A 23,459-nucleotide genomic window follows, 5' to 3' on the forward strand; every position below is an offset into this window, starting at 1 on the left:
ATAAATATTTTGGCTGGTTTGAGTCATAGCACGGCCAACACCGTGAGTATCGACTCACAGCAATAGGTATCACCTGAACGTTATTGTGCCGAGGGTTCGGCAGTGCTCGCGGATCAGGGTGAAATTAGGGTTTGGCTGATTATTCCCGTGCCAATGCGTCAATGGGATCGAGCCGCGCAGCGCTGCGCGCAGGCAGATAACCGAACACGACACCAATACCGGTGGAACACAGGAACGCACTCAGCAGAGCCACCGGCGGGAAGTTGATCTGCCAGCCCGGCATCGCCAACTGCACCAGTAAGCCGATGGTGAACGACAGCGCGATCCCTAAAATCCCCCCCACCAGGCAGACCAGCACCGACTCAATCAGGAACTGTTGCAGGACGTCGCCGGAACGAGCGCCTACGGCCATGCGGATGCCGATTTCACGCGTTCTTTCGGTGACCGAGACCAGCATGATATTCATCACGCCAATCCCACCCACCACCAACGAAATCACCGCCACCAGGATCAGGAACAGTTGCAGCGTACGGGTGGTTTTCTCCGCCGTTTGCACCAGGCTATCCATGTTGTAGGTAAAGAAGTCTTTCTTGCCGTGGCGCAGCGTCAACAGACGCGTCAGTTGCTGTTCCGCCTCCTGGCTGTTATAGCCATCGCGGATACGCACGGTGATCGAATCGAAGTAGTCGTTGCCCATCAGGCGATTGGCCATCGTGGTATAAGGCACCCAGACGCGGAGCATCTTGCTGCTGCCAAACATGGTTTGCTTTTCCTTCGCCACCCCCACCACGGTCGCAGGCATATTGCCTATCAGGATCACCTCACCCAGCACGTTTTTTTGTTGCGGGAACAGACGGCGCTGGGTGTTGGTATCGATCACCACCGTCTGCGTCTGGGACTCTACCTGCCGGACATCAATTGCCGCCCCCTGAGAAAACTCCATACCGTACACCCGGAAAAACTGCTCGCTGACGCCCGCCACATTAGCCGCCACATCGATATTGCCAAAGCGCAGACGCATGCTGCTGCGAGTCATGGGAGAAAGCGCGCTGATATAAGGTTGTGCATGCAATGCGCTCAGATCGTCATATTTCAACGCCTGGCGGAGGGTTGGATCATCGTCACCAAAATCCTTACCGGGATAGACGTCCACGGTGTTGGTACCGATGGATTTGATCTCGGCCAATACCTGCTGTTGGACTGCATCGCCTATCACCAGGATCGAGATCACCGAGGCAATGCCGATGATGATCCCCAGCATGGTCAACAAGGTGCGCATCTTGTTGGCCGCCATCGCCCACCAGGCCATCGACAACGCCTCCCGGAAACGGTCGGCCATCTGCTGCCAGGACGGGGCTGGCGTGGCCAGTTCCAACGATTTGGCCTGTGCCTTGCCCTGCCCCTGTGGCCGAGAATCACCAATGATTTCGCCATCGTGGATTTCGATAATCCGCTCGGCCTGCTGCGCTACCGCCGGATCGTGGGTAACGATGATCACGGTATGCCCCTGCTCGCATAGCTGCTTGAGGATCGTCATTACCTCTTTACCCGAGTGGCTATCGAGCGCACCGGTTGGCTCATCCGCCAGGATCACCTGGCCACCGTTCATTAATGCCCGCGCAATGCTGACACGCTGCTGCTGCCCACCGGACAGCTGGCTTGGCCGATAGGCAATTCGTTCCCCTAACCCAAGGAGTTGCAGCAAGGCCGCCGCCCTGGCATGCCGTGCCGAGTTATTCATCCCAGCGTAAACGGCAGGCACCTCCACGTTATGCGCCGCACTCAGATGTGGCAGCAGATGATAACGCTGGAAGATAAAGCCGAAATGCTCGCGCCGCAGTTGGGCTAATGCATCGCCATTTAGCGTGGCCACGTCCTGCCCGGCCACGCGGTAAATGCCGCTGTTGGGTTTGTCCAGACAGCCGAGAATGTTCATCAGCGTCGATTTACCGGAGCCGGAAGCCCCGATGATCGCCACCATCTCACCGGCCTCTATCCGCAGGCTGACGCTTTTCAATACCTCCAGGGTCTGATCGCCGGATTGATAACTACGCCGGATATCACTCAGTTCCAACAGTGCGGCCATCAGCTGTCCTCCACGCCGCCGAGGCTGACAATCACCTCTTCACCGGCTGTCAATCCACTGACAATTTGCACATCCAGGTTGTTACGCATGCCGATCGTTACCTCCCGCAGCTGTTTCTGGCCCTGTTGCAGCACCGCCACTTGGTAACGGTTATCGGCGATCTGCTCCCCTAACGCTACCAGCGGAATAACCAGCGCATCGCTGGCGCCAGCCAGTTGGATATGCACCTGCGCGGTCATTTGCAGGCGCAGCAATCCCTGCGGATTTGGCACTTCGAAACGCGCGTAATAGAAAATAGCGTTATTGACCTTCTCTGGGGTAGGTTGGATGTCTTTCAGCACGCCCTCAAAGCGTTTGTTCGGATCGCCCAGCACGGTAAACCAGGCTTTCAGCCCCGGCTTGAGGTGGATGACGTCCGCCTCGGAAACCTGGGCCTTCACCAGCATGGTGCTCATATCTGCCAGCGTCAGAATATTGGGTGCCTGCTGCGCGGCAATCACCGTTTGGCCCTGAAAGGTGGTGATCTGCACCACATCACCGTCCATCGGCGCTTCAATGCGGGTATAGGCCAGATTGATCTTGGCGGTATCCAGGCTGGCCTGATTCTTGGCGATCTGCGCCCGGGTGTTTGCCACCTGCGCCTTTTTCACCGCCAGCTCGGTGGTCAATTTATCCAGATCCTGGCGCGATACCGCCTGCACCTTGGCCAGTTCGCGGTTACGCTGCAAGGTGACCTCTGCCAGTTGCTGCTCCGCCTGTGCCTGTTGCAGTTGGGCTTGCAGTTGCTGTAGCGTGGCCTCGCCTTCACGAATGCTGTTTCGTGCCTGTTGGGGATCGATCACGCCGAGCAGTTGGCCTTTTTGCACCTTATCGCCAATCTCGACCTTCAGGCTCTCTAGCTGTCCGCTGACCTGAGCTCCCACATCAACCTTGCGTACCGCATCCAGTTGGCCGGTCGCCAAAACGTTCTGTTGAAAATCACGCTGGGTAACCTTAACCGTTTTAAACTCCGCAGGTAGCGGTTGGCTGAAATGCCAATAAGCCACTATGGCAATCGCCACTAAAGCGCCTCCCCCTAGCAGCTTACGTTTTGTTCGTCCTTTTAACATATGGATATTTTTCCCTAACTATTTCGTCTATTCCTGCCAATTTCTAGCCGCAAAGCCGCCATCGAAATAAACCATCACGTGAATACATACCCCTCCAGCAAGGCCAATATGTGCAGCGAGCCTATTATTGATATTACTTATAACTTACCTCTGTTTTATAATGCTTAAGCTATAAATAAAACCATTTACCCCCCCTTCGGGAATGGCTTTTATCAAAACACAATGGCGCAGGACCGATAGCAAAGCCGCTGATCCCCCTATCGTGTGCCGAACCGGTAGTGGGCCGATACGTTTAAATTGACATGAGTGATAATAGAACTGATTGAAATTTTGAATGGCAACCATTATTGATTAATCTTTCTGATAGTTCAAATGGAATTTTCTCTCAAACAGGCAAATAATCCTGTATTCACAGTCGTATATTCTTAATATCTAAGTTATTACTTAAAACAAAACAAGAAGCATCTTACTTAAACATAAGACAATATGATTGGTTATCAATTGATGTATTCAGGATAATTATTAATAGGGTTATCTATTGGCACCATTGATGCCAACGCGATGCAGACCTCAACCAAGCATTTGAGTTGAGATGAAAGCCCCTTTACAGGGTGAATAAGAGTGAGCTGAATCCCGTTTTTCAAATTATCCGGCACCGACTCTTGCTTGAGAAACAAAAAAGGAGGTTTGGTGGGATGTTCAGTGGGAGCAAGCTAACGTTCCTGCGGCAACTCCAGACAAAGTCTGTCCCAATGACAGACTTATCTTCCTCGCCTATTACTCTCGCGATGCCAGAGATCACCGGCGTCACCGAACCTCATTACGACCTGCATTATCTCAAACCAGAGTACCAGTTCAGTGATACGTCAGGATAAACGAACATCAAACTGCCAGGCGCTGTTCCTCATAACGGCATATTGACAGCGACAAACAAGCCTGCCTGCACGGTGTTGTGATAAGCTCGTCGTGTTACACATCACTACTACAGCTTCCCGCTTCTGGTCTGTCGTCAGTGCTTTTTGCCTGAGAACCATCTGAAGCGCCTCCTTATCCAGCATGGCTTCGGCAAGTAGTTTCTTCAGACGAAGTTCTCTTATTCGATATTTTTCATACGCTTAACTTCCGACACATCCACACCGCCAAACTTTTTGCGCCATGTTTAGGAACTAACGTCGGAGATTTCATGCTTACGGCAGAGTCCACGGGCCGAAACCCCGGCTTCAGCCTCGCCGAGAATACTGATGATCTGTTCGTCGGAAGAACCAAATCAATAAATAAAACGGGCTCAATGCCTAGTAATGGCTTTTAATTCACTGAAATGCTCCATAGATTAAGTTTTTTCTCAGTATCAAATTTATAGGGAACACCTTATGCCTTCTTATAACTAAAATCATGCTGCCCAACCTTTTTTAGAAGCCAGACGCGATAAGTGTGATGAATAATCCCCATCACTTTAACCAGTATCACGAGATTAGCTAAGTAATTTATAACTTGCCAGTTAAGTGAAAATGGCTACATAATATTAAATTAAACCTTGCAGAATGGCAGAAAGTAATGAAAGAACTACAGTTTAAACTTAGAGATTTAAAAATAATTTCTGTCATCGCCGAAACTCGTAGTATTGGAGATGCAGCTACATTGCTAGGGATCGCTCAGGCAAATGTCAGCAAGCACCTCTCTGACTTCGAAGCCCGTATCGGTTTAAAAGTCTTTGAACGTACTACCCGATACCTAGCTCTTACTCAGTTTGGCGAAACCCTTGTTCCTTATATTAACGCGACCTTGGAAAAACATGAAGATCTAGCTAATTTTATTTCTGATTATAAGCATGAAAAACGTGGGCGAGTGACTATCTATGGGCCAACGGGGATTATTTCCTATCTTTCCAAAAGTGTTATTCATGAAATAAAGAACATTGATGACATTCACATTCATTTGAAGACATACAATCTCAATCGCCATGAGTTCTTCGAAGGTGCCGAGTTTCCAGCCGATTGCGATATATTGATCACAAACACGCTACCAAAAGATGAAAGTTTAGTTGCCAGTTATTTAACGAAATATGCCGTCACCGCATATGCAACACAGGAGTATTTAAACAGGCATCCAATAAACAGCCCCGAAGAGTTGGTGAATCACTCCTGTATTCTTATCGACTCAATGATGATTGATGATGCCAATATCTGGCGTTTTTATCATCATGAGTTTGATGAGCTTCGTGAGTTCAGAGCTACGGGGAATTATATCTGCGATAATTCACAAATAGCTCTTGAACTTGCACGAAATAATTTGGGAATAGTTTTGGCACCAAAAGGGAACCTTCAACAATATGTTCAACAAGGAATTTTACTTCCCTGTTTTAACCACAAGTATGAGTGGCGGCTGGATCTGATAGCTATCTTTCGTAAACGTGAGTTCCAGCCATGGCGTGTTCAATATGTACTAGATAGCGTACTCGAAACCCTTCGGCGGCAAATCGAGCAAGATGTAAACCGTGAGTAGTTAGTATGCTGCTGCAAATTAACGCAAGTTCTGGGGGAGAATAAACTGCTGAATTAGCTCAGAAATGGCATTATCTCCGCCAGGGCGGTGTAGATGGCTAGGGTCTTTTTACTTACAGTAACTGACGCGATTTGCATAGCACTCTTGTTGCCGAACATGCCCGATTTGCCGCTGTTACTTGCCACATCTACACCTAGTCCTGTTAGGAGCACTCATTATTCCTATTAACCGGGTAATCTGTAGTCGCCTTCTGATATGTCAGAGTATCAGTAATATTCTGTAACTGTATCGTGGCACTGACGTCGGGGTAACTGTCAGCTGCAGGTATCAACAGGTCCTGAATATTACGAGCGCCCAACTTGCTTAACCCGGAGCGCTTGTAATGACTGATGGTCTTGACGTTGAGCGCCAAAGTCTTGGCAATATCTTGCGCATTAAGTTCTTCCATCAAGCACTGCAGAACATTGCGCTCGCGCCCGCTCAGTCGTTCCCCACAGATAATCTCTCTGGTTGATAACACCTTCTCGCCGCGCATCACCTGCCCAATGAAACTCTGTAGCACCAGAAGTGTCTGGGTTAAATCAATTAGCCCGGCATGGCTATTCAAACAGTTGAGATAAAAACGCAGCAGCGGAATACTGGCCGAACCGGGATCCATCAGTACCTGGCAAGAGGGATGGTAGCGACGTATCGAGGTTGCCAGGCGCAGCAGGGCATCAATTCTGTAATTGCTGACTGACAAGATAACCAGGTCTACTTCACCATCCAGAGAACGCGACATATACAACCGGCACTGCTCAACGTCAGCAGCACCGAAAACCTGGGCTTGGGGTTTCAACAGCACCTCCAACGCTGTGCGGGTAAAACCGCATTCACACAGCAGAACAATATTTTCCATTTCTCGCTCACTTATTATGGGCTTCACATCACCCTCAGCCCTTATCAAGAACGCAGGCTCCATCGGTAATCGTGCATTAAAGGCTGGCTGCATCACCGTTCTACAGAGACGGTAAACTCGGACAGTATCCCGTAAAGCATGTTGATTTATGGTGTCTGTCAGTTGGCTGTAAGAGTTACAGAAAGATTCGTGCTCTGCAGTCCCGTCATGTCAGTTTTGGGATCCAGACTCAAAGTGTGTTCACCACTTGTTCCCCTAATAGTTACTGGTGTTCCAAGGGGGATGATATTCCCCAATTCATCCTTGATAGTGATCATGACATCCCCCAGTAACAGTGTATCGCCGGTTTTTGTTGGGCTATCGTAGGTTAAAGTCCAAATATCAGCCTGCCCGCTTCCCGATGTTTTCCAGGTGAGTGGCCGGACGACTGTATCCTGTCGAAGCAATACGGTGCCAAAGCTGATGACTGGGCTACCGTCATTGAGTGTTACGGTAAGTGGAGTCGCCTCTCTGTTGCAGGTAATTCTGAAGGGATACACCTGGGAGGGAGCTGAATAGTAGCTTCCAGACCCTAGATTGATCCCGACCGGGCTGGAGATACCATATCCAATCGCCAGCAGCGTATCCGTAAAAGTCATGCTATGCGATTGGTATTCATTTTTTGGTCCTTCAGGCAGATTCAGAGAAATAGAAAGTTGAGGAGTTGAAAATGCCGAACTGAAAGACAGTTTATTGTTTATCTGAAAACTCAACACGCCGTTCACCGGTGTCAGAATAGTGATGCAATGGGTGTATCCGCTACAGTTAAGAATATAATTTATCAAATTAGAATTGGTTGATTCAGGGGGCTGAACCCCGTACCCAGTGAAAGTATGCTCATCTCCATAAAGTGCTGAACCATAGACAGTTGCTGTTGCACTGGCATTGATGAACTGAACCTGAATCAGGTCATAAAGACTATTTTTCAGAACTTCTACATTTCTGATCAGTGCGTTATTTTCAAGCCCATGATTATCAATAGCGGTCATTTCCCGAGTGCTAGCCAATAACCGGAAATCAAAATGTGTTGGGTCTACCGTATTATACCATGATGATGTATATGTTGACATATTACTCTCAATTGAACACTGATAAGTCCAAGGGCTTGATGCAATTCCCATTGGGCTTATCCCCAATAAGAAGAGCACAACGCTAAAATGACAGTACGTATCTGTGGAGAGGCTTTTATTTCGTCCTATGTTCTGCTTGTTATTCGTGACACACCCATGAAAGCTATGAAAAATGTAGTACATCAAATAGTTTTTAACGCTGCCTGTCATCAGGCCAAATCTGAACATGTTATTTTCCTTTAACTTCCTTTTCTATTTTCGTCAATGATATATGAGTCGTAAAACACCTCAGGACCTTCACCCTGTGAGGTACGGATGACCCAATCAACACATCCGATACCTTTCGCTGAGGGTCACTGTTGTTCCTCATCAACTGACGATAATTTTCTCTACCAGGCTAACGGTGTCAGTTACCCCAATCTGATCACGGGTTGACCATGGTAAACCGGATGGCAGCAACCACGTTACCGGGTTTAGTACCGATATTGACGGTGGTAGCGGGTATCACTGTGCAGATACGCGTGTCCGTCCCTGAACAGAACTGCCGCATAACGTCGGTGACTCCGTCAATGCCGTAAAGTATCCCGTCAGGTTTATCCGCCGTAGATAAGTTCAAAAGCACTGGGCTTCCTGCATTACCTAGGTCACCGTCGTTAACCATGTTTATTGCTGTGGGGTTGGTAGTGTTCACCATCCCGGTCACTACTTCCGCATAGACAGATGATATTCGGGTATAGCTGCAGGTGATGTTCAGGTTAAATGGAGTTGTAACCTGGGTTCCCAGATGTAACACGCCGAGGGAGACCGTCTTGCTGTCTGCGCCATCTATATCTACCGTGCATGGTGGAGCCGTGAAGCTTGCGGTCACAGTAATAGTATCCGTGTTGCTTACGGCATTAGCCCCCGGTAACATGGTGGTACACAACAGCAGCGCTGCTGGCAACATGAAATATACTAGCCTGCGCTTCATGATATTATTCTCTGCTCTGTGTTACTGGACGTCATAATCCTGCCCACCCCCCCAGTCATTGATTGCCTGTACGGTCAGTTGCCCGTCACCACGCAGTCCGGTGTCCACCTCACTGAACGGCGGCAGTTGGGCCAGTGCCTGGCGCTTTGCTTTCGGTATCGTTACTTCTTTACCGTTCAGTTTCAGGCCCGTCACCGCAAACCAGTACGGTGTCGGGTTCTTCAACCAAACCTCATTATCCCGTCGCTGCTTGATCAGCTTCTTCTCGGCATCTTTACGCCCTTCAGTCAGGGCATTTGGCCGGTATATCAACTTCACTCGCGTATTCATGGCTATCGCAATGGTACTCCCATCCACCTGTTTCGGTTTCGGTGGCAATTCCTGGACATTCAGCCAGAACAGTGACTCTCGGTCTGCTGGAAGGGCTGGGTTGACATTCATCAAGCGGACCACCTGCTTTTTCCCTGCATCCACCTTAAACACCGGTGGAGAAGGCACCATAAAAACGTCCGCTCCGTTCTGGGTGGTGTTATCTATCCACACCTGCCCCCCCCAGGTGCCCTTTGCGTTGTTGGTTACCTCCAGTGAGATGTTCTTCTTGCTTTCTTCATAAATAAATCGGGTCCCGTTAAGGACAAATGCCGCCATCGCCGGGGTGACCGCAGCGGTAACCAGTACCACCATAAGGGTGATACTCAGTAATACACTTTTTCTATTCACAACGAGTTTCCTGAACTGTAATTGCCCCGCCCTTCAGACCGGTGGCGTCAAAACGACATGTTTTTCCGTCAGTCCGACCTACGGAGATAGTTTTCGGAGCAGATAAGAGGTTCATCAGCAACACACCATTGTTAGTGATGAAACCAGCGTCTACCCCCTGTTCCGTGGTGGCACTGCCACCAGTCATAATGTTCCCCTGCGCGTCACGTACACGCAGGATGTAACGCTGTACTTTCTGGTAATCAAATTCACGATAGATAATGGCTCGCTCTGTCGGCACCACGTTGTATGACGTGTTTAGCAGCTCAGCGCTGTCCGGTACGTTTTCTGGGTTAATACTGATAGTGGTCGGGCTATAGGCCGATAGGAACATCACCGTACTACCGTTACTATTGGTTGGCAGGGATGTGCCACCAAAGGTCACTCCAGGGGTATCTTTAATTTTCAGAACAGCCACGGTCTCCGTTGATTCTTTCGTCAGCAACAGACCGTTCTCGGCAGTAGCAATAGCCGACCCTGACAAATTGCCAGACAGAGTGGTGGTACTGCGGTTCTGTGACACGGCCAGGTTGGTCTGCATGCGCTCGAAGGCGTAGCTCGCAGAAGCACTTGCCGTGTTGTTATGCTTCTCGTCAGTTCCAGCGCTCACACTGTAGTTGAGGCGATTGTTCACCGTCGCCGAGGCGCTGGTGTTAAACGAGGCCCCATTGTAACGGTTGTAACCCATCGTATTACTGGCGTAATGTCGGATCCCCCTGAATGAGAACGGAATACTCACCCCCAGCGAAGCCGAATAGTCGTCCTGTGTGGACCAGGCATTGCGTGACCAGTTGGCATTTATGAAGAGCGAGATCCCATCCAGTACAGTGGTGCTTGCTGATAGACCTGTACCAAATGCATCCCGGTCACGATTCCAGTAGGTTTGCTGCCAGAAGGATCCGCTCAGCCAGACATTGTCGACCCGCTGGTTCACTCGGGCCTCGTAACGCGCTTTCTCTCGCCCATCAAAATAGACATAGCGGTACGGACTATCCTGATTGTCCGTAAGATAGATTTTACGTCGGTACTGCTCCCGCGGTTCCCAGTTGGCAAACTCGGTATATCCTGGACTTTGGTAGCGATATGTAAGCAATTGGATATCAGTATTGTTGCTGAAACTTTTCGCGTACTTCAGGGTGGTACTCACCCCCTGACGTTCTGAACCGTCATCGTACTTCGCTCGCGAGCTGTTCAGATTGGCAGACAGAGCCCCCCACTTCCCAAGAGGCTTGGTAAAGCCGAGGCCGGCCGCTTGATAACCGCCGTGCACAAGAGTGGCCATGTTGACCGTTCCTGCTGGCAGGCCCCAGTCGAAACTGGTCAGTGCAAAGGCGCCATTGCCGGAGGAGAACGCATCCTCAATCCGGTTGCTGTCATTACGCTGTCCCACGGCAACGTTATAATTGTAATCCCCTGAACGCAGCAGCGACGGCAGGGTTGCCACAGGGTATTCAGTGACCGTTTTCTGGCCACTATTATTCTCTACGGTCACTATCAGGTTACCGTTACTGATGGAGGTGATGTCATCCAGCCTCCATGGGCCCGGCGGCACGACTCGGGAATAAATGGTGTATCCGCCCTGGCTAACCGTGATACGTGAGGTATTTACTGCTACCCCAGTAATAAGCGGAGCATATCCGCGGGTTTGCCAGGCGCGCATGTTACTATTGGAACGAATGGCGGCCCCGTAAAAACTGAAGTCAGAGAACAGTTCTGTGCGAGTTTGCGAACGACCCAACATCAGATCCCCCTTAATCTGACTGATAGCCGTTGATAGGGTCAGGTCGCTCGAGTTGACCTGAGTGCCCCAGGTATTTCGCGTGGCGTTAATATTCCCGGATAATATCCAACGCCCGAGGTTCAGGCTGGTTTTCAGACTGCCGAAGGCATTAAGACTTTCATTAGTACTGTAATCCGTATTAACGCTCTGAATGTTCTTGTTAAAGTTGCCGCTGTAGGTGATACGCAGACCGTTGATGCCGTAGTCCCAGTGGGCGGCATCGTTCTTCTCCAGCAGCCAGGCCTGGGGAATGCCAAAATCAAGCGTCTGAGCACCAAGGTCAAAATCAACGTGAGTGTTTTCCTTACGACTCAGGACGTAGCAGCCACGGACCTTATCAAAAGTCTTCGCATAGGCTTCGGGCAGGAAGAAGATACTGGCGCTTTTCAGCCACTCAGGAGTAAGGCACAGATGATTGTTTTTTTCATCATCGCTGCCCACGCTCAAAGCCAAACGGCCGGTGCGGGAGCCATTCAACATCACGTCGACATAATACTGCCCTGCCGGATATCTGACCTCGCCCCTTAAGATGGAGGGGACTTCTGTCATACCTTGCATAAATGCTGTGTTGATTTCGTCGGCATATCCCAGAGAAGAGAAGATGCTCAACGCAGACAATGGCAGTGCAGGATATTGTAGTCTGGTGTTCACGTTAAGCTGCCTTCAGAGAAAAGAGAGAGCGGTTGGCCAGCAGTAGCTGCCAGCTGGCCAACAGGCTTGTTAGTTGTAAGCCACAACAAAAGCTGCAACAGATCTGTAGTCACCCGCAGTGTCACCACCGTGCAAGGTTGCTTCGAACATTGCGCCCGTCGTGATCAGTACGTCCCCAGAGAAATCAGCGGATAGATTGGAACTCTTGATACTTTGAGCTGGCGTGACACTCGCGTTAACAGTATCAATAGCAGCCCAAGCATTCACAGCTGCACCAGACTGGGCTTTCAGGCCGTTGGTATCAAATGCACCATTCCAGCCGATGGTTGCTGTGCTGGAAGCAGTCAGACTCTGGCAACCGACCTGGGTCATATCGGCCTTCAAAGCAAACGGGACGGCGGCGCCCGTGCCGTTTGTACTCACAGTACCCAGTTGGACCAAGTTGTTTACAGTACCGCCACCAACAATCGGCAAGATGTCACAGGTGGTGTCGGTGACTACCCCCAGGAACTGCACTTCGCCATTAGCAGCCACAGCTGCACCAGACGTAACTGCCAAAACAAGAGCAGAGATGGCCAATAATTTTCCCATGTTGTTTCCTTTACTAGTTAATAAATAATGATTAAAAGGTTTCGTGCACTACTTCGACTTAGAGACACCTAATGATATAAATCAGTTAATTCCACTTGAGATATAAAGTTAAATTTAATTACAAGGTGCCCTATGATTACTACGTGATAACACGAGGTGTTACTTTCGCCATTTTTGGCAATGGCGAAATCACAGCACCCCGGTATCAAAACTCTATTGACATTAAATACAAACCAAGGAGATAACAATATATTCTCATTAACACCAAGAACCACAGACAAAAGCGCTCAAGATATAATTATTCTAACCTTCAGGAAATTGAGGGGCACAGATTGGTAGAGCATCCGTAATCTTAACTAAGCCGTATCTTTATTCTCTCCTTTCACTCCATTTTTAGTTTCCCTATCAGCTTTACTATTCAGATACTCTTGCTCTCCTCCTGCGATTCGGCTTGAGTCATAGACTCAGGCGTATACATTAGGGCAATAGTCCGACTCACTGTTTGCATATGGTGGTATTTCACCGAGAAATAACTCTGCGAAACACTATGTTTCTCACAGGCCTCCTGGCGAGACAGGCCATTGACTAACACATCCTTAAGGGCGTTTCGCATATTTTTCCCCCGTAGGGTACAAACGGCTGCCAGCAGCAGAAAATATCTCTCCGCCACTTCCCCTGGGACTAACGTACTGGGTAACTGGCGGTTATTGTATAATGCACACATTTATCTGCCTTTAGTAATTATTAAACACAAATATTTTTATTAGCTGTCGACAAAGCAACTTGCACTATAACTTATTATGAAAAACCCTCCAGTTGATAAGTGATGATGTTTCAGGCATCACTGAAGGTCAACGAAGGTATTAGCTCCATTGCCGGATTCTTCAGCCTCAGCGCTTTCTCTATCACTTGGCGATGGTGGTAGATGACTTTATGGCTTCGTCCGAGCAACTTTCCAGCCTCTGCTGGCGTATATCCTTGGGACAGCAAGTCTATCGCAACAGCCCTAGCCTTTGGGGAGGTAACCACACCGGCAAGTCGCTGACGCAACCACTGATTAATCTCTGTAAGAACTACCTCTCGCGGAATTTCTGCAAGTGATGATCTCTGACACCCTGCCCATTCCGGCCCCGCAAATTCTTTGCCGACGTGTTCTGTAGCAGATATATTGGGAAAACCAGCCAACAAGGCATCATACTCCTTCAGAAATAGAAGCCCAAAATACTCCTGCATCATTCTGTCTGAAAATAAAAAATAGTGTTGCGTCGCCATTAATGACAATGCTGGCCAGTTCGCACGTAACTCACGAATAAGGTTGAAATGACGCCTCGGTGCGCCATCAATAATGAGTAAGTCCGGTCGAGTGGCAGATAGGGTTTCAAATAAAATGTCGATACTGCATGTTCTTTCAACATAAACATCACAGCCTGATTTTGGCTGACACAAGTATTCAAGCGCGACGCCAGTAACCGTATTCCTTGAGTACACAATAATATTTATAAATTTATTTCCCAACCCATAAAACAGGCTTATCTATACATGCTGATACAGGATACCCCCTGCTTTTGATGTGGGCAATAATAGCGCCCGACAAATAATCTCAAAAACAAAATTTTTTAATCCTGTTGATTAATTTCACTAATATATAGAAATATTGACAATTAAAAGCATTAGCTTGCTTTTAGATAATTATCATTGATCTTGGATTTACAATTTAATTATAAATATCCACAAACTCATATAGTTAAAAAAATCAATTACAATTAAATTGAAATATAAATTAATTGTAAAAACCAATCAATACATAGAGTTGTTTTATTGGTCAAAAAAACAGAAGATAAGTATCCACTTGGGAAAAGATGTCAATTAAATTGACTTTACCGGTAACATTAGACAGGTTGAATCGTGCGATATCTTTACAAAATTCAGAATCTTTCTTACTAATGATGAACCAGTGAAAAGTTTACGGCCATGATCAGAATGTCCGAACCAAAGTAAACGTAGGTGAGGATGTTTTTGTTCGCCTCATTGATTCCCGCCTGTATCATTTACTCCAGATAAGCACTGTTAATGGCAACAACGGATATCTCCTACCGCGCCTAGCCCATGACTAGTGCCTTGCGGCGTACATGGATACACCGGTTGAGAGGAAATAACACCTGGCGGTTTACCTCTTACCGGTGTGTAGCCATTAAGCAGAGTAGGCAAGAAAGCTCACCCTATAGATAGTATGATGTCCGTCTCTTTCTCTAGGTCAATCGGATTTTGGTTAACATCCCGTGTTCCGCCGAGAACACAGCTAGCAAAAAATCAAGTACCTTCAACATCGCCGTAGTGTGCCATTCTGTTGTCGCCAGGATAAAAACTTGCCACTCCTTCATTGCGCATAACGTGAACAAATATCGGTATTACACAGTTCAGTTGTGGGAAGGATATTTTTGTATTTATTTATATAAAAAACAATATATATAGCAAACCACTGTATTAAATCGATTTTTTAACTTAATCGAAATTTATTTCAATGCAGTGCATTGAAGTTTTATTTTAGATGTAATACTTTCAACTCATAAACAAAATGGAGGTATATTTTCTTAATAGACAATAATTAAAATTGGAAGAGGTGTTAAATGGCTGTCTGTTGTGAGATATCGAAAAATTCGTTGGGGATGGATGCTAATGTTAATGAACTTCACCTTACTCATGGTAAAAAGATGTGAGGTAGATAAAATCTTAACGAGAAAATAATAACCATGCTAATGAAACACATTTAGCATAAATCTTAAAACACTGTAAATGGCAGTGAACTGATTCTTTTTATGACCGTCGTATAACTATCAAGGTAGACATCCAAGTAATGAAAAATACACTTCAATTTGTTCTTTGCTTTCTTTTAGCTGTAGCATTATCTGGATGCGCGGGTAAATACACTGAACCAAATCGATATTCCGATTTTCTAAACGATTACAGTCATCTGCAACCAGAACGGTCAGCGTCTGGCGTTCCTGTTCTTCGTTGGACCTCATCGAGTTATAAAACGAGCGATTATGATTCTGTCTATATTGCCCCAGTTACTTTCTGGCCCGACATTCCTATTTTAGAACAGGCAAAAAGAGAAAAAATTCAGGCTATTCTGGATTATACCAATACCAAACTCCATCAAACGCTCAAGAGCAGCGTTCCCGTTGTTGATAGACCTGGCGCTCGGACCTTAACGCTTCGCCCAGCGATAACGGCTGTGGATTTGCAAAAGCAGGGGCTGAATGTGTGGGAGATCATGCCAGTCTCCGTACTGATAGCTGGAACGCAGTATCTTACTGGCTACCGGACACTGGATGTCACATTCTATTTCGAAATTGAAGTGAGTGATTCACTAACGCATATTCCGCTTATTACGGCTGTACGTCGGAGCCAATCAGCAACCATCAGCAACTCTCATAAACAACTGACCGTAGGAGAGGCGAAAGAAGCGATTGATGAACTGGTAAATGATCTATCTCTTTATGGAAAGAGTAATCAGTAAATATTTCTTTAACTTTGTCGTCTGAGGAACAGGAGTGACGCTCCCTGAGTCAAAAGATACTGCACTACTAGTTTTAGTACTCATAACTTAGTCGACAGTTAATAAAGATATTTATTCCACAACTATTAAAGGAAGACAAATGGACGCATTAAAAAACAACCGCCAATTACCCAGTACGCTGGTCCCAGGGAAAGTAGCCCAGGAATATTTCCTGCTTCTGGCAACTGTTTGTACTCTACGGAGTGAAAGTATGAGGAACGCTCTTGAGGATGTGTTAGTCAATGGCCTCCCTCGCCAAAAAGCCTGTGAGAAACATAGTGTGTCACAAAGTTATTTTTCGGTGAAATACCACCATATGCAAACAGTGAATCGAACCATTGCCCTGATGTACTCATCCGGATTACTGAATGCTAGTACTCAGCAGTAGGAATGAGAGTCGCCCAACTTAATCGTCAAAATATTATACTGCCATAAATAAAACATAACACCTTACAACAAACCATAAAAACAATACTCAAACAAACACTTACGGCTTGCCAAGCGGAGAAAGTTTTACATAAAAAACATCACAACCTATCGTTATCGCATAACTGGAGTAGCTCACTCGTTTAATCCACCAGAGGATATGATTGCGTATCGTCATATATAAGAGGAGTGTATTCTTTTTTGTATCCACTATCTGGATGACTAAAGCGGGGCAAAGGCACATATAATTATTTTTTACTCATTCATTAATACCTGTCAGCATCACTTGCTCATAAGAATCGCTGTTTATGGTAGCCATCGTCTGATACTGGCCTTTTTCCACTCGCTGGGCTCAGCATGGGGCCGGTTGAAGCAGCCGCATGCCGCGCCCGATATCAGTCACTAAGGCATAGTCAGTATTGCGGTGGCCGATCCGAAGAAATCACCGGCTTCCACGGCTCCCACCTTAGTCAGCGTAGAGACGAACTCCAGCGGCATCTTGGTCGACGCCAAAGCATGTATCCTGACCCCGGTTGAGCCACTCACTCCATCAATCGTCAAGCGGGTTTGCAGGCTACCGTCGCTTCTGAGATTGACCATACCGTTTCCGGCCGACCCTGCAAGGTAAACCATCACGTCCATTTCTTGCGTGCAACGGACATAACCAGTCTGCCGGGCTTGATGTCCTTCAATGTCCCTCAATTGAACCTGGCCGTGGATCAGTTCAACGCTGGTTTCAGTAAATTCACATTTACCCACCGGCGGCGGTACAATCCCGCATAGGCTGCTGGGCATCATGGTGCTGCCACCGGCACTGGAGGTTCCAGCTGTCGTTTTATAGTACATCCCTACACATTCCTGCGTCACCGCTGGGCCAACGTGATTCTGAGTTCCACTGCGTGGTAGCGAATACTTACGCTGAAAAGCCGCCCCTACGTCGCCTACCGTGCGCAAATTCTGGATACCGTCAAGGTATTCGCCACCATCTGAAACACCAGGACCGGCCTCTCCAGCATCACTGTGCCGGTGGCCAATAAATACCGTACATTGCCCCCACCCGTAACACGGATTTGGTGTGGCATCAACGGTATCCCAGTATTCAATAGTCCACCAATATTTGGCGTTCTCGGGTGTCCCCTCACTACGGGTAATATAAGAATAAATCGCGCTATTGGCGCTATACGTTGTCAGCAACGTGACAGCAAAAAGTATCGCTTTAATGGCTTGCATAACTACCCCTGTGATCATCCCTTATCTACCGCGGACTTATTAGTCGCGCCATCGATTTCAGGGTAAGCCGTATTACGGGCTACTCGTATTCCAATAAAAACGTCGCGCTGGCGGTAAAGTCGCCAGGGTTAATGGTTTTTTGGCTAATCGCATCGGGTTCACCCTGCACATAGGTCCGCAGGCTAATGGTATTATTGCCCGCGATCAGCCCTTGGTTATAGCGACCGGTATTGATCGCGACCTTATTTCCCTGCTGCGTTTCAATACCTATGCCAATACCGCTGGTCTGGCTCGCCCCGGATATCGCCAACAGACCGTTCAATCTGCTATTTTCCGTACCGGAAAAGGTCAGCTTCACCATATTTCCCAGGCTAAGATCGCAATCATCGAGATGTAATACCAACGGCACCCCTAGCGTACGGGTGTTGATATAAAGGTATTTCTCAACGATGGAACCAAAATCGATATTGATATTTTCATCCGTGACTCGCAATGTGCAAGGGTCAGCCACCAAAGCGCCTCTAAAGCGTACGTTATCAACCGCCAGTGATACGCTGGATAAACCGCAAAACCCTACAGTCAGGGATAGTAACAGTGCCGAAAATCGCATGATATATCTCCCTGTTATTGATAATCAGCCTGCAGCGTTGCCATTGCTTCAAACGCGCCTTCCGTTAGGGTTATGCCCACCTGCTGCACCGGTACGGCTTTAAGCTGGGGTTTACTGGTCGGCGTGATGGTTATTTCACTGCCAATAACAAAGGGTTGACCGTCTCGCAGGATTTTAATCCCCAGCCCGTTAATATTGGTTCGCACCGCGGCGTTATCAAAAGAAACGGGGTTCCCCGTAAGCTTCAATTTTAACGCCCAACCATGGGTATTTGGCTCACAAACCAGATCATAATTAATGTTCTGCATATAGTTAACGCCATCCACTTTTTTGACACCCACCTTCAGGCCAAAATCAACGATGATATTATTACCGCTATTAATGCTACAAGGCGGTGGTTCGAGCAGCGTTCCTCGAAACCTCATATCGCCCCCTGCGGCAAATGCGGTAGATAACAAGCCACTTATACCCGCGGTCAGTAGGGATAACAGTAGAATTCGCATGTCTTGTGCTCCCTTACTGGTAATCAATTAATAACGTGGCGGAGGCGGTAAACTCGCCCCCCGTCAAGGTGGCCCCGCTACGCTTGACCGGCACCGCATACAGCACCGGTTGATTGGGATAGGTGTAGTTAAACCAGGTATTGATATTTAACCGTTGCGTCCCATAGTACAAAGCGATACCCAAATCACCTTTATTGGTGCTCAATAATCCGGTCCCAAAGCCCGCCGTGCCGCCTTGAATCCTCATTTTGAGATCGTTGGATTTCTGGATGTCACAACTCAGGCTATAGGCAATAGTCTGCTTATAATTGACGCCATCAATCCGGGTGGTCATCACCTCATCGCCAAAGTCCACCCAAATGGTTTGATTATTATTAATCGTACAGGGCGGTGGCAGTATAACGGTTCCCCTGATATTCACCGGCATTGCGCTGACCGGAACAGTGGTCAGCAAGGCACTGAATAGCACCCCGGCAAGGCAATAGCCTGAGGCCCTCGATCTCATGCTCCCCCGGCGATGTTTGCCAGGAACAGGATAATATTGTTGCATACGTTCTCTCCTTGCAGACCTGACCCCGCGCCCTCTCCCTGTAACCTGGCACGACCGGTTTCAATTAACTCTTCTTCGCCGGTTCCACCTGACAGTCCGATCCGCCGCAACGGAACGTCAGCACTGGGCGGCCGCCATAATCGTTGACGTAGGTCAGCACTGGCGATCCCCCTAATACCGACGCGCTAATACCTAAAGGAGCACTACTTTTCGGCTCCAGCATCAGCGGCTCAAAACCCGTTGCGCTGACGCCCTTTCTGCTGCCCGCATCCACCAGCGTCACGTAGTACGGCGTCGGGTTGTTCACCACATACTTGTCGCCCTGCTTAGTCAACGTCAGTTGGTCCTGCCACGGCGTCGCCATCTCGGTGACCGTTTTCACCAGCGCTTTTGGCCGATAGAACAGTTTGATGCGCGTCTGCAACGCCAGTTGCAAGGTGTTAGCCTTGTCACTCTTCGGCGGGATTTCACGCAGGTTGAAGTAGAACAGCGTTTCCCGATCCTGTGGCAGTTGGCTCAACACCGGTAACGCCTGTACCTTCACCTGGCTCTTGGCACCCGGTTCGATGCGCTGTACCGGCGGCAGTACCGTTAACGGGCTGGTCACCTTGTTGCCCTTGGTATCCTCTATCCAGCCCTGAGCCAGATAGGGCAATTGCGGGTTGTCATTGTTGACGTTCAGGCTCACCGACTTATCGCCGCCAGGAAAGATGATCCGGGTACGATCTAGCGCGATCGCCGCCTGGGCCTGCGTGGTCAGCGCGCACAGTAAGGTTGCGGCGACCAGCGCCATCCCCGTATTGGTTTTCGTCATTTCGTATCTCATTGTATTGTCTCAGCCTTTTTCTGTATTGCGGCCAGGTCTGTGGTGTCTTTTTTCGCGGTTATCGCCCGGCAAGGCAGCAAGAGCTCAGCCATGCCGTTCGCTGGCAATACCGCCGGTAATGTCAGTTCACACTGCGCCTGTTCATCCCAGTGAACCGTCATCGTTTCACCGCGCTCAATACCACTCAGGTATACGCTGCCGGCGTCGCTGACGATCCCCACATCGCGTTTTTTCAGGTTCTGCACCGTTGCCCCAAACGGCGGCATCGTGCCATCTGCCAGACGGATCACCGCCATGGCCTTCTCACCCGCTATCACGTCAAACCGGCGATAGCCTATCGCGCCTTCCGTCAGCGTGGCCTGCACCACCGACTTCATCGCTTCGGCGTTATCCGGCAACTTATCCAAATCGATATTCACCCGGTTGCGGTAATAGCTGTTCATGTCAGCCACCACGGCTTTGCCGTAGCGGTTGGTGCGCACTGGGGCACCGTAGTTACGGATCGGGATATTGGCTACACCATCGGTGTCGACCAGCAAACGGGTGCCGCCCGGAATAGCGACCCTATGCATTGCTGCACCTTCTGCAGTTGCTGTTACCCCGCCCTGCAATGCCAACCCCACCGTGCTGTAGCTCCCGGATTGAGCACTGGCGGTGGCGTTAATCTGCGCCCAATCCGCCTCGTGACTATAGAAACCACTGGCCAATGGCCCTTTGCGAGTAAAGCCGGTGCTCACCTGATAGCTGCCACGATCCCCGACCCGGTCTGAGTAGCTGACCCGGTGGGTGTTGTCATTGCGATCCAGCGTGCCGCTGTAGCTCATCGAACCGCTGTTACCCCAAGGCAGCGACAGTGACAGGAACACCCCGTCGTCATTCTGCCCGTTGTACTGGTTACGGTAGCCAGTCATCGACAGGCTGAGGTTCTTGAAGCGGCCAATATCCATGTAGCGCATCAGCGACAGGCTGTAGCGATCGTTGGCGTCCCGATCCCAATAGGTCTGATGGTCATAGTTCAGGTTGGCCGTCAGCCCTATCTCGCGGAATTGCTGGCTGTAGGACACCGTGTACATCTCTTTGCCGCTCTGGCTGCGGGTTCCGAGGTTACGTACCTCCAGGAATTCCCCCATCGACATAAAGTTACGTTCCGAGAAACGATAGCCGGCAAAGGTCACCTGGCCACCAATCTGGTCAAAGTTCTTCGAATAGCGCAGACGATAGGATCCCCCGCTTAGCGTGTCCCCCTGCGGCAAACTCGCCCGCGACTGAGTCACGTCAAACGACAGTGCACCAAACGCCATCAGGTCGCGGCCAATCCCCACCGCCAACGCGTTGTACTCATCACCGGCCACCACGCCACCGCCGAACAGTGACCAACCATTGCTGACGCCCCAAGAGAATTCACCGCTACCGAATAGCGGCCCTTGCGTACGGTGCCGCCAGTCTGTTGGCCGCCCGCTCGCCAGCTTGTAGCGCACCATTCCCGGGCGGGTCAGATAAGGGATGCTGGCCGTGCTGATAGTGAACGCCTGGACGCTTCCATCCTGCTCTTCGATCCGCACGTCCATCAGTCCCGATACCGCGTTGCTCAGATCCTGAATACGGAACGGGCCAGCGGGCACCAGAGATTCATACAACACTCGCCCCTGCTGGCTGACCACCACACGGGCGTTGGTGCGTGCCACGCCACTCACCTCTGGCGCATAGCCGCGCAGGTTCGGTGGCAGCATCGCGTCGTCGCTTACCAGGCTTAGCCCGGTGTAGCGGAAGCTGTCGAAAATGTCGGAATTGAGGAAGTCTTCACCCACCGTCAATTTGGCACGGAGCCGCGCGATCGCCCGGTAGGCGGTATACTGTGTCCACTCAAAGTTGCGCTGGCTGGACTGCCCAGAGCCGGTTTGATGGTCAATTTGCGTCTGCCAACTGGCACGCAGCCGCCAGCTTCCCGCATTGGCGCCCACCACCCCGTTGCCGCTCAGGTTATAGCCTTTCTCGACACCGTCGTTTTGATCCTGACGTTGACTCTGAGCATTGAGGTTGTAATCCAGCAGCAGCCCGGGAATACCGTTATCCCAACGTGCGGGAGGATCCCAATCGGGAGAACTGTATTCCAGGTAAGCCTGCGGAACGCTGAGATAGAGTGTGTTGCTGCCCAGCTCGGGGCGCGCCGTCATCCCCTCGAGGCTACCGATCACCAAGCATTGCCCGTTGTGCCACCAGGCCAGATCGCGGGTAAATTCCTCTTTCAGCCCCATTTGTTCCACCAGAGCGGCAGACAAACAGGCTTCGGTCACGTTTGGATCTTTGTCCGTGGGATAAAATGGGATCGTCTGTTCAGGCAGTTCTTGCTGGTTGACGTTAATCAGCAGGCTGTATTCACCCGGCATCACGTAACCACTGCGGGAAAAACGTCCCAAATCGATATTGCCGCGCTCCTGAACGTCGAGCACGTCGGTATTGAATTCGATGGGTTTAGCGGCAGAAACCTGGCCATTCACCAGTGCCAGCGCAATCAACAGCGGCAACAAGCGGGTGCGCGGAACCTGTACTCCTACAAGTGGGGTGCTCATCATCCATTGACCTTTATGCGTTAAAACTTTCCCGGGCGTTATGGTTGTTATTAAAGGGAATGCCCTGCCGGAGAAGTAAATCTGTCTAGGCGTGCTGACTATCCGTTATCATGTCAGCCTGCAGCTCAGTGATATTCCAGCTGGTAGCGCACCTGAGCGCTATAGGTGCCCGTCTGCAACGGCTGGTTGTTGGCGACCATACGTGCGGTGTAATGCAGCAGCATTTCTTTGCCCTGCAACACCGGCGTCTGCGGCGGCAACGCCTTACCTGGAACGGCCTCATTCCCCAACGCATCGTTCACCACCAGCGCTACGCCGCGTGCCTGCCCCTCTACGCCGAAACGCCCATCTTCATTGCGACCGTCAAACGTGACGCGAAAGTGCTGCTTGCCCAGAATATTATTGTTGCTGTGCTTAAGCGTGCAGTTCACCAGCCGGATACTGAATGGCCGCGACAATGCCTGACTGTCATTAATAATCCGATCAAAGGGCAGCGTGCCCATATCAACGGTCTGGTCTCGGCTGGTGGTGTCAATATCGCAGGCGGTAGCCACTATCGCCCCGTTCATGCTGAGTTGGCTTCCTTCCCCCCAAACCGGCAGCGCCGTGACAGCTCCCACCAGTAAAAACAACGAGGTAGCCGCAAAACTATTCACCGACATCCCTGGCTCCCGTAATCAGCAAGGACAGCAAAAACTGCATGCGGAAACCGCATGCAGTAACATCCACT

At 49.5% G+C, this 23,459-nt stretch carries 20 protein-coding genes and 1 pseudogene; 3 read left to right on the forward strand and 18 right to left on the reverse strand.

Translation table 11 applies throughout. The annotated features are described in order from the left end of the window. Positions 1–139 precede the first annotated feature (139 nt). The 3 genes and pseudogenes from macB to KGP16_RS22550 all read right to left on the reverse strand — a co-directional run. Positions 140–2,086, reverse strand: a complete 1,947-nt coding sequence (gene macB, locus KGP16_RS22540; RefSeq protein WP_223500382.1) for a macrolide ABC transporter ATP-binding protein/permease MacB — start codon at positions 2,084–2,086, stop codon at positions 140–142. Then, positions 2,086–3,195, reverse strand: coding sequence for a macrolide transporter subunit MacA (gene macA / locus KGP16_RS22545; RefSeq protein WP_223500384.1), 1,110 nt, complete (start codon positions 3,193–3,195; stop codon positions 2,086–2,088). The genes macB and macA overlap by 1 nt, the downstream gene beginning before the upstream one ends. A gap of 888 nt (positions 3,196–4,083) precedes the next feature. Further along, positions 4,084–4,441: pseudogene (locus KGP16_RS22550) on the reverse strand (transposase); the annotation flags it as partial. A gap of 308 nt (positions 4,442–4,749) precedes the next feature. Here KGP16_RS22550 and KGP16_RS22555 point away from each other — a divergent pair. Next, a complete protein-coding gene (locus KGP16_RS22555) occupies positions 4,750–5,697 on the forward strand; it encodes a LysR family transcriptional regulator (RefSeq protein ID WP_021806789.1) in 948 nt (315 codons plus the stop codon). A gap of 202 nt (positions 5,698–5,899) precedes the next feature. Here KGP16_RS22555 and KGP16_RS22560 read toward each other — a convergent pair whose 3' ends face one another. From KGP16_RS22560 to KGP16_RS22595, 8 genes are all read right to left on the reverse strand, one after another. Beyond that, positions 5,900–6,595, reverse strand: coding sequence for a LuxR C-terminal-related transcriptional regulator (locus KGP16_RS22560; protein WP_037376175.1), 696 nt, complete (start codon positions 6,593–6,595; stop codon positions 5,900–5,902). Positions 6,596–6,753: 158 nt separating this feature from the next. After that, positions 6,754–7,932 (reverse strand): hypothetical protein, encoded by a 1,179-nt coding sequence (locus KGP16_RS22565; RefSeq protein ID WP_223500385.1) that lies wholly within the window; start codon positions 7,930–7,932, stop codon positions 6,754–6,756. Between the two features lie 196 nt (positions 7,933–8,128). Then, positions 8,129–8,326, reverse strand: a complete 198-nt coding sequence (locus KGP16_RS22570; RefSeq protein WP_223500386.1) for a hypothetical protein — start codon at positions 8,324–8,326, stop codon at positions 8,129–8,131. A 369-nt stretch (positions 8,327–8,695) separates the two neighbouring features. Beyond that, positions 8,696–9,358 (reverse strand): fimbrial chaperone, encoded by a 663-nt coding sequence (locus KGP16_RS22575; RefSeq protein ID WP_223501559.1) that lies wholly within the window; start codon positions 9,356–9,358, stop codon positions 8,696–8,698. A gap of 28 nt (positions 9,359–9,386) precedes the next feature. After that, positions 9,387–11,864 carry a PefC/AfrB family outer membrane usher protein gene (pefC, locus tag KGP16_RS22580; protein ID WP_021806794.1) on the reverse strand — a complete coding sequence of 826 codons (2,478 nt, stop codon included), beginning with the start codon at positions 11,862–11,864 and terminating at the stop codon, positions 9,387–9,389. Between the two features lie 69 nt (positions 11,865–11,933). Further along, positions 11,934–12,455 carry a hypothetical protein gene (locus KGP16_RS22585; protein WP_037376178.1) on the reverse strand — a complete coding sequence of 174 codons (522 nt, stop codon included), beginning with the start codon at positions 12,453–12,455 and terminating at the stop codon, positions 11,934–11,936. A 418-nt stretch (positions 12,456–12,873) separates the two neighbouring features. Continuing rightward, positions 12,874–13,179 (reverse strand): PapB/FocB family fimbrial expression transcriptional regulator, encoded by a 306-nt coding sequence (locus KGP16_RS22590; protein WP_051363739.1) that lies wholly within the window; start codon positions 13,177–13,179, stop codon positions 12,874–12,876. Positions 13,180–13,289: 110 nt separating this feature from the next. Next, the gene (locus KGP16_RS22595; RefSeq protein ID WP_152525728.1) at positions 13,290–13,970 is read right to left on the reverse strand and encodes a hypothetical protein; all 681 of its coding nucleotides are present in this window, start codon (positions 13,968–13,970) and stop codon (positions 13,290–13,292) included. 1,339 nt (positions 13,971–15,309) lie between these two features. Between KGP16_RS22595 and KGP16_RS22600 the strand changes: the two genes are divergently transcribed. Next, positions 15,310–15,975, forward strand: a complete 666-nt coding sequence (locus KGP16_RS22600; RefSeq protein ID WP_223500387.1) for a DUF3313 domain-containing protein — start codon at positions 15,310–15,312, stop codon at positions 15,973–15,975. A 139-nt stretch (positions 15,976–16,114) separates the two neighbouring features. Then, positions 16,115–16,402: a PapB/FocB family fimbrial expression transcriptional regulator gene (locus KGP16_RS22605; protein WP_051363740.1), complete on the forward strand. Its 288-nt coding sequence runs from the start codon at positions 16,115–16,117 to the stop codon at positions 16,400–16,402. A 440-nt stretch (positions 16,403–16,842) separates the two neighbouring features. Here the strand turns inward: KGP16_RS22605 and KGP16_RS22610 are convergent, their stop codons facing one another. The 7 genes from KGP16_RS22610 to KGP16_RS22640 all read right to left on the reverse strand — a co-directional run bounded on the left by KGP16_RS22610 (position 16,843) and on the right by KGP16_RS22640 (position 23,391). Continuing rightward, positions 16,843–17,670, reverse strand: coding sequence for an adhesin (locus KGP16_RS22610; RefSeq protein ID WP_223500388.1), 828 nt, complete (start codon positions 17,668–17,670; stop codon positions 16,843–16,845). 79 nt (positions 17,671–17,749) lie between these two features. Next, a complete protein-coding gene (locus tag KGP16_RS22615) occupies positions 17,750–18,280 on the reverse strand; it encodes a fimbrial protein (protein WP_094983130.1) in 531 nt (176 codons plus the stop codon). 14 nt (positions 18,281–18,294) lie between these two features. Beyond that, positions 18,295–18,783 (reverse strand): fimbrial protein, encoded by a 489-nt coding sequence (locus KGP16_RS22620; RefSeq protein WP_021806797.1) that lies wholly within the window; start codon positions 18,781–18,783, stop codon positions 18,295–18,297. 13 nt (positions 18,784–18,796) lie between these two features. Then, entirely contained in the window at positions 18,797–19,333 is a 537-nt protein-coding gene (locus KGP16_RS22625) for a fimbrial protein (protein ID WP_223500389.1), read from the reverse strand. Between the two features lie 64 nt (positions 19,334–19,397). Then, the gene (locus KGP16_RS22630; protein ID WP_021179566.1) at positions 19,398–20,147 is read right to left on the reverse strand and encodes a fimbria/pilus periplasmic chaperone; all 750 of its coding nucleotides are present in this window, start codon (positions 20,145–20,147) and stop codon (positions 19,398–19,400) included. An 8-nt stretch (positions 20,148–20,155) separates the two neighbouring features. Beyond that, positions 20,156–22,732, reverse strand: a complete 2,577-nt coding sequence (locus KGP16_RS22635) for an outer membrane usher protein (protein ID WP_371822647.1) — start codon at positions 22,730–22,732, stop codon at positions 20,156–20,158. Between the two features lie 122 nt (positions 22,733–22,854). Then, a complete protein-coding gene (locus tag KGP16_RS22640; protein ID WP_223500390.1) occupies positions 22,855–23,391 on the reverse strand; it encodes a fimbrial protein in 537 nt (178 codons plus the stop codon). Between the last annotated feature and the right edge of the window lie 68 nt (positions 23,392–23,459).

Source organism: Serratia sp. JSRIV006 (assembly GCF_019968685.1).
GTDB classification, from domain to species: domain Bacteria; phylum Pseudomonadota; class Gammaproteobacteria; order Enterobacterales; family Enterobacteriaceae; genus Chania; species Chania fonticola_B.